The 2,605-nt window shown below is 48.6% G+C and carries 2 protein-coding genes; one reads left to right on the forward strand and one right to left on the reverse strand.

Going from position 1 to position 2,605, the window contains the following annotated elements:
- Positions 1-200 precede the first annotated feature (200 nt).
- On the forward strand, positions 201-1,373 hold the full coding sequence (locus K2Q26_12670) for an aspartate kinase (protein ID MBY0316372.1): 1,173 nt from the start codon (positions 201-203) through the stop codon (positions 1,371-1,373).
- 203 nt (positions 1,374-1,576) lie between these two features.
- Here K2Q26_12670 and K2Q26_12675 read toward each other — a convergent pair.
- Positions 1,577-2,605: DEAD/DEAH box helicase (locus K2Q26_12675; GenBank protein MBY0316373.1), on the reverse strand; the 1,029-nt coding region annotated here is incomplete at its 5' end.

The following is a 2,605-nucleotide window of genomic DNA, read 5'->3' on the forward strand; positions in this document are numbered from 1 at the left end:
GACATAATCCGCTAACGCCTGGGCAGACCGGATAAATCTTAAAGGCTTTAGTCATAGCCAGAAAGGTTCCAGCTCCCTGCGTGCATCTTTTCACCCACAAAGGGTGAAAAGATGCACGCAGGGAGCTGGAACCTTTCTTCTCGACGTCAGTTGTGTTACGTTTTAGCCACAAGAGGGTTTCCGGTTTGTCGAACAATTTTATGAATCCAGTGAGAGTTTATAAGTTTGGTGGCGCAAGTCTCGAAAACGTAGATAAGCTTAAATCTATTGCCGCCTTCCTGGCGCGCGAAAAGCAAATAAACAACCAACCCATTCTTGCTGTTGTCAGCGCTATGGGAAAAACCACCGATGGTCTAATATCCCTAGCCCACGAAGTGAGCCCTCATCCTCAAAGACGGGAACTTGACATGTTGATCTCTGTCGGAGAACGCATCTCGATGTCTCTCTTAAGTCTGGCTCTCCACACTCACAAACTCCCAGCCATTAGTTTTACCGGGAGCCAAGCAGGTATCATTACCGACACGTCCCATGGGAACGCCCGGATCGTTAGCCTTCGACCTCATCGCATCGAAACTCACCTCGAAAAAGGCGATATCGTGGTTCTTGCAGGCTTTCAAGGCGTCGCCGAGTCCACCAAAGAAATCACGACTCTCGGTCGCGGTGGCACAGATACGACGGCAGTGGCCATGGCTTCGTATTTTAAAAGTTCATCCTGCGAATTTAAAAAAGATGTGGGCGGATTGTATTCCGCAGATCCTAAATTAGTTCCCGATGCTAAGCCGCTCCCGCAACTCACCTACCGACAATTGATTGATATGACATTTTGGGGAGCCAATGTTCTCCATCATCGCGCCGCCGAGTTGGCCTCGATGCTCAAAGTGCCTTTGCGTTTTTCGCAGTTCGAAAGCGCCGACAAAAAAAGCCCTAACCAAACTCTCGTTTCAGGAGATGTTTCTATGTTCGAAGAAAAAAAAATAATAGCGATCAACAGTCACAAAACAGTTCACCGAATTATGTTCGCTAAAAAAGATATGAACGAAAGCCTCGCCGTGATTCAAGGCTTTGTAGAAAAAGACTTAATGGCAAACCCACAAATCCTCACCACCGAAAACTCCACCGAGGGCACTATCATCTTCTGCGTAGGAAACATAGATCCACTGACCACCGCCCCCGGAGTACAAACTCAAAGCTATTCTTCCGTCACCGCCACCTGCCACGGCGCCGCCAGCTCCGACCTCTTGCAAACCGCCATGAAATCTCTCTCAGAAATCAAAGTCCAAAAAATCCTACAAGACTCCACCAACATGACTTTTATCGTGAACGCCACCGAACGCGAGACCGCCATCCAAAAACTCCACTCACTCATCAACTAATCTTTGTGAACCGAAGGCATAATTCACTACCAAGGAATATAAGATAAACCTGAGAACAGAAAACAAACGCTTGCGAATTTTTAAATTAAAATCCGTGAGTTTTCTCGCGGACGCTCACACGCGAGTTCCGCTTCCCGCGGCTGTCCGAGACGGGGGAGTGTCCGCGAGAAAACTCACGGATTTTAATTTAAAAATTCGGAACCCTAGGACCCGAATAATCTTTTGATAGAACCTGTGATTTTGCCCCAGACCGATGCTGTGTTTTGAGGAGGACGCGAAGTTCGGTGAGTCGTTTTGGACCCGGTCGATTTCGTTCCCGCACCAGCGTGGCGTTGGTTTTTATTATTGTAAGGGCGTTTGTTGTTGGAATTCCCGTGACGATTCCCCGTACCGTTCGATGGTGAGTTTCGGTGTTGGGGATTATTGCGGCGAGAATCTCTTTGTTGCGAATCCCGCTGTTGACCTTCCGCCTGCGGTTGATCTTTTCCATTGGTACGGTCACGGTGACGACCGATGCGCTTGTCGCGATGAACATTCCCACCCGCGACGCCTTCATCCCGGCGCTGCTCGGGACGATTGTCGTTACGACCCTCGGAGCGCCCATTTTCAGATCGACCACCTTCGGGACGATCGCGACGAGGTCCGCTACTCCGCGCACGAGGAGGTCGTGTTTCTGGACGACGCTTCAAAGCGGAGTCGCGCTTAAAGTAGTCATCAGCACTCATCGGTTTAAAGTCTTTAATAAGGTCTTCTTCTTCAAGCCAAATCACTTCGACCTTTTCCTTGAGATACTCTTCGATGCGCATCATTGATTCCACATCTTTATCGCTGACAAAACTGATCGCAATTCCCTTTTGATCCGCACGACCTGTGCGACCGATTCGGTGAACATAGTTCTCTGCATCTTCGGGCAATTCGTAGTTAATCACAAGATCAACGCCCTTAATATCGAGTCCACGTGCCGCAACATCCGTGGCCACAAGAATATTGTGCTGATTGTTTTCGGTTTTAAATCGTTCGATAATTCGATTGCGCTGCGCTTGACTCAAAAGGCTCGAAATCCCCGCGGCCGGGTAGCCGTTGGCTGTGAGGAACTCAGCCACTTTAGGGACCTTATTTTTAAAATTACTAAAAATAATCACTTGTTTCGGAGCGAATTTTTTTAGAACGCTCAAAAGAAACTGAGGTTTCTCTGCGGTCGACAGGTGGAACATTTTATCAGCGACGTTTCC

This window comes from Bdellovibrionales bacterium (assembly GCA_019750295.1).
Lineage (GTDB): Bacteria > Bdellovibrionota > Bdellovibrionia > Bdellovibrionales > JAGQZY01 > JAIEOS01.